The following is a 500-nucleotide window of genomic DNA, read 5'->3' as shown; positions in this document are numbered from 1 at the left end:
GACGCCGGTGTGAAGGCGGGTGCGGAGGTGCGTCTGCTGAAGGTGGCCGAGCTGGCCCCGCGGGCGGCCATCGACTCCAACCCGGCCTGGGCCGCCAACCACGCGGCCATCGCGAACATCCCCGAGGCCACCCCGGCGGACATCGAGTGGGCCGACGCCGTCATCTTCGGCACGCCGACCCGTTTCGGCAACGTCTCCTCGCAGCTGAAGCAGTTCATCGACACGCTCGGCGGCCTGTGGGCCGCGGGCAAGCTGGCGGACAAGGTGTACAGCGGCTTCGTCTCCACCGCCACCGACCACGCCGGCCACGAGTCCACGCTGCTGGCGCTGTACAACTCCGTGCACCACTTCGGCGGCATCATCGTCACCCCGGGCTTCACCAACCCGCAGAAGTTCGTCGACGGCAACCCCTACGGCACCTCCCACGCCGACGGCCAGGGCACCAAGCCCGTGGGCGAGACCACCCGCCTCGCCGCCGCCATCCAGGCCGAACGCGTCGT

1 protein-coding gene is annotated in these 500 nt (G+C 70.8%); it reads left to right on the top strand.

The window, feature by feature from the left end:
* Positions 1-500, top strand: a 500-nt coding sequence (locus LG395_RS40960; protein WP_263983670.1) for an NAD(P)H-dependent oxidoreductase, incomplete at both ends; no start/stop codon positions are given.

Origin of the sequence: Streptomyces spinosus, from assembly GCF_020400655.1 — a bacterium.
GTDB lineage: Bacteria > Actinomycetota > Actinomycetes > Streptomycetales > Streptomycetaceae > Streptomyces > Streptomyces argyrophylli.
This window is presented reverse-complemented; position numbering and strand designations above follow the sequence as displayed.